Origin of the sequence: Parafilimonas sp. (assembly GCF_047606085.1) — a bacterium.
GTDB lineage: Bacteria > Bacteroidota > Bacteroidia > Chitinophagales > Chitinophagaceae > Parafilimonas.
In genome coordinates, this window is record NZ_JASGEX010000181.1 from 1 (window position 1) to 4,472 (window position 4,472).

The following is a 4,472-nucleotide window of genomic DNA, read 5'->3' on the forward strand; positions in this document are numbered from 1 at the left end:
ACCAGTATTTTGAGGAGTTTCAATCGGCAATTGAGCAGTTCTTCTCTAATCTCGAATATCAATTGGATGAGCTGATATCTTTACTACAATTTAATTTCGGAATTATTAAAGCAACTTAGTATAAAAAGAAATCGGTGCGGCCTGACTCAAAAGATTTTTTCCTGGCAGAAGGGTCATTAACCTGGTGGGCTATAGGCGCTTCATTGATCGCATCAAATATTTCGGCGGAACATTTTATCGGCATGTCGGGCTCGGGGTTTGCACTGGGGCTTGCTATTTCCACGTATGAATGGATGGCTTCGGCCACACTGATAATCGTGGCCATCTTTTTCATTCCTGTTTATCTTAAAAATAAAATCTATACCATGCCGCAGTTTTTAGCGCGGCGGTATAATGGTAAGGTAAGCACCATCATGGCTATATTCTGGCTGCTGGTATATGTGTTTGTAAACCTTACTTCCATTATTTATCTGGGTGCGCTGGCTGTACATTCTTTATCGGGCATAAGCTTTGAATGGTGCATGGCGGGGCTTGGGGTTTTTTCTATCATCGTTACGCTTGGCGGCATGAAAGTGATTGGATATACCGATGTGGTGCAGGTGCTGGTTTTAATTCTGGGCGGGCTGGTTACTACCTTCCTTGCGCTTAATCTCGTATCAGAACATTTTGGTTTTGGGAAAGATATATTCAAAGGCTTAAGCATCATCCGGGAAAAAGCGCCTTCGCATTTTCACATGATATTCAATAAATCCAATCCTTACTATAAAGACCTTCCCGGCCTTTCTGTTTTAATTGGCGGCATGTGGATAAACAACCTGAATTACTGGGGCTGTAATCAATACATTGTGCAGCGGGCATTGGGCGCAGATTTGAAAACCGCACGTTCGGGAATTTTATTCGCCGGTTTTTTAAAGCTGCTCGTTCCTGTAATTGTGGTTATACCCGGCATAACCATGTTTGTGATGCATCAAAACGGCATGTTTCAGCAGGAGATGATGGGTAATGGCGTTATCAGGCCAGACCAGTCTTATCCCACCCTGATGAACCTCTTGCCGGACGGTTTAAAAGGGCTTGCCTTTGCGGCTTTAACCGCAGCCATTGTGGCATCGCTGGCGGGCAAGGCCAATAGTATATCCACTATTTTTTCGCTGGACATTTATCATAAATACATCAATAAAAATGCTTCGGAAAAACAACTTGTTTTAACCGGCAGGCTTGCCGTGATCGTTGCCATGGCGCTGGCCGGCCTGGTAGCGCCGGCATTAAAAAGCCTCGACCAGGCCTATCAGTTTATACAGGAATATGTAGGCTTTATTTCGCCCGGCGTGCTGGCCATTTTTTTGCTGGGCTTTTTCTGGAAGCGAACCAGCAAAGCCGCCGCCATGACGGCGGCTTTGCTTACCATTCCGCTTTCCACCATTTTAAAATTTTTGCCGGTATGGACAAACGGCGCTTTTCCCGACTATCCTTTTCTTGACAGGATGACGATTGTATTTTTGGTGATTATTATGCTGATGATTATTATGAGCCTTGCCGATAAACGCACAAAACACAATCCCAAAGCACTTGAAATTGATACAGGCATGTTTCGCTGCTCTCCTGCATTTATTGCCGGTTCGGTGATCATTATTGGCATCCTGGCTGCCTTATATACGGTGTTTTGGTGATAGTTTGTTCGAAGGTTGCTTAACAGGTTGTTTCTTCTTTATGTAAAGTTTACAGGTTTAAGATTGTGCCTTAACTAAACGACATTGACCATAGCATTGCACATTCTTAGTTTCCTGTCAGTTATTCAGTTTTATTTCAAATAAGGCCGGCCATTTTTTGCCGGTTATGTAAAAACTGTTCCTGGCAGAGTCGTAAGCGATACCGTTTAAAACATTGCCGTTACTGCCCGGGTAATCTTCAGGGTTATACGCTATGCCGCTTTTTTGCAAAATACCGCCTGCATCTAATTTGCCTGTTACCCTTCCTGTTTCAGGATCAATTTTTACGATATAATCAGTTTGCCAGATATTGGCGTATATCCTATTGTTTACATATTCCAGTTCATTCAGATTGCTTACCGGCCCATAATTATCTGTAACGCTAACCTGGTTCAGGATTTTGAAGTTTTCCGGGTCAACGAAATAAAGCACACTGCTGCCTGTGCTGATGATCAGGTCTTTGCCATTGTTGGTCATGCCCCAGCCTTCATACGGCCATTCCATTTCCTTTATTTTTTTGAATGTGGCGGCATCATATACAAATACTTTATGCTCCCGGTAAGTAAGCTGGTAAATTTTATTGTTCAGCAGGGTAATGCCTTCGCCAAAAAATTCCTTTGCAAGCGGCAGCGATTGCAGTTTTTTTCCTTCCAATGTAGTTTGATGAAGCCTGCTCGACCCATAGTTTCCCCCGCTTTCATATAAGCTGTTATTTCTCCATTCCAGGCCTTCCGTGTAGGAAGATGTGTCGTGGGGATACACTTTTACGATGGAATAATTTATCATGGGCGGGGCGGGGTTGCTGTTATCATTCACCGTATTATCCGGCTGGCTGGTATTGCAGGCTGAAAATAATAATAAGCAAAGAAGGCGATATTGCAGTTTCATGGAAAAAAGTGCTGTATTTATTTGCAGCAAAAGTATATTCCTAAATTTTAATGATTTGTAATAAATGGGCGGGGGTGTTTAAACAGGTAGTGTTTTGAGGCGACAATAATAATTCTTGAAAATAAATGAATTGGAAAAAACCGTATTTTTCCTGGTAGCCAATTGTAATAGTTTTGTACTGGGTGCAGTCCGTGTTATAGAATTATTGAAAAAAATGTAAGGCAAGGCAGGCATCAATACAGGGAAATAATATTGTTGTATAGAAGCTGTAGGTTCTGTTTTCGCCATGCCACATAATTGTTACATATATTTATTTAGTACAACGCTTTTCAAATGATAAAGAGTTATCTGAAAATAGCTTTACGTAACTTATGGAAGCATAAAATATTTGCCTTCATAAATATTACGGGATTAGCAATAGGCATCGCTGCCTGTTTTCTTATTTTTTTATATGTGCATTTTGAGTTAAGCTATGATACGTTTAATACCAAGGCAGATCGTATCTACAGGCTGGTAACGGATATAAAAACACCATCTGATCTTATGCAGTTAGGCTCTTCCTCTCCGGCGATGGCAGTTAATATACAAAAAGGTTTTCCCGAAGTGGAATTGACTGCAAGGATAAGCTCTCAAACTTTTATTATTCGAAAAGGAAATAAAGAATTTGAAGATGCTAATGTTTTAATGGCAGACTCGGCTTTGTTTAACATATTTGATTTTCCATTACTATATGGTAATAAGAACACAGCCCTAAAAGAACCGATGAGCATAGTACTGTCTCAATCTGCTGCGAAGAAATATTTTGGTTACAATAATGCCATTGGGCAAACTTTATTGTTAACAGATAAGCAATTAAATGCAACTGTTACGGGTGTAATGAAAGATATTCCTCCGAATGCCCAATTCAGGGCTGATATTCTGGTGTCAATGTCGTCTCAACAACGGTTATTTGGGCAACCATTAGATAATCAATGGACGAATTTTAGCGTTATTTCTTATTTGTTACTAAAAGCCTGCTGCAAATCCTAAAGCTGTAGAAGCGAGGTTTCCGGCCTTTATTAATACGCAAATAGGCGAAGGTTTAAAAGCACATAAAACAGATTTTATACTTCATCTTGAGCCTTTGAAAAATATTTACTTACGATCTGTAAGAAAAGACGGAATTGAAACAGGAAATCTTAGCAATGTTTATATTTTCTCTTCTATTGCAATATTTATTTTACTTATTGCCTGTATAAACTTTATTAATCTTACTACAGCACGCAGTGCTGAACGGGCAAAAGAAGTAGGCATTCGCAAAGTAGCTGGTGCATTATCCTTTCAGTTGGCAAAACAATTTATATGCGAAAACATCTTGCTCAGTTTTATTGCTTTTATAATGGCTATTTTGTTATACACATTGGCATTGCCACTGTTTAACGAGCTTGCAGGCAAGCAGGTAGGTGTATCTGCTTTTGTCCAGCCTTCTTATATTTTATACTTGTTTTTAATAAGCATGGTGGTTGGTATTGCTGCCGGCTTTTATCCAGCTATGGTATTATCATCTTTTCAGCCAATATCAGTGTTAAAAGGGCGTTTTGCTACCGGTAGAAAAGGGCTTGTATTAAGAAAAGGGTTGGTAATTTTTCAATTTGCCATTTCCATTATTTTAATGATAAGCACAGCTATTATTTATAACCAGCTAAGTTATATGTGTAATCATGATTTAGGATTTGATAAAAATCAAATCGTGATAGTAGATACAAAAGGAGATATACTATATTGTCTAAATAATTCCGATTTTGTAACTTTGTTGAAAAACTATGAGTTACAAAATTTCCCTATCAGTAAAGGAACAAAGAGAATTAAAGGACCTATTACAAAAGACGGAACAGGCCA

The 4,472-nt window shown here is 39.5% G+C and carries 4 protein-coding genes; 3 read left to right on the forward strand and 1 reads right to left on the reverse strand.

Going from position 1 to position 4,472, the window contains the following annotated elements; all coding sequences use genetic code 11:
- Nucleotides 1–134: 134 nt before the first annotated feature.
- Complete coding sequence (locus tag QM629_RS15755) at nt 135–1,667, forward strand: sodium/sugar symporter (protein ID WP_415160849.1); 1,533 nt, start codon at nt 135–137, stop codon at nt 1,665–1,667.
- A gap of 117 nt (nt 1,668–1,784) precedes the next feature.
- Here QM629_RS15755 and QM629_RS15760 read toward each other — a convergent pair whose 3' ends face one another.
- Nucleotides 1,785–2,594 (reverse strand): glutaminyl-peptide cyclotransferase, encoded by an 810-nt coding sequence (locus QM629_RS15760; RefSeq protein WP_415160850.1) that lies wholly within the window; start codon nt 2,592–2,594, stop codon nt 1,785–1,787.
- A 333-nt stretch (nt 2,595–2,927) separates the two neighbouring features.
- On the opposite strand from QM629_RS15760, the gene QM629_RS15765 reads away from it, so the two are divergent.
- The gene (locus QM629_RS15765) at nt 2,928–3,623 is read left to right on the forward strand and encodes an ABC transporter permease (RefSeq protein WP_415160851.1); all 696 of its coding nucleotides are present in this window, start codon (nt 2,928–2,930) and stop codon (nt 3,621–3,623) included.
- A gap of 94 nt (nt 3,624–3,717) precedes the next feature.
- The coding region (locus QM629_RS15770; RefSeq protein ID WP_415160852.1) for an FtsX-like permease family protein at nt 3,718–4,472 on the forward strand (755 nt) is incomplete at its 3' end.

Bases quoted from the DNA above. Each gene is read 5' to 3' on its own strand.
- QM629_RS15760 (WP_415160850.1), bottom strand. From the start codon at position 2,594: ATGAAACTGCAATATCGCCTTCTTTGCTTATTATTATTTTCAGCCTGC.
- QM629_RS15765 (WP_415160851.1), top strand. From the start codon at position 2,928: ATGATAAAGAGTTATCTGAAAATAGCTTTACGTAACTTATGGAAGCAT.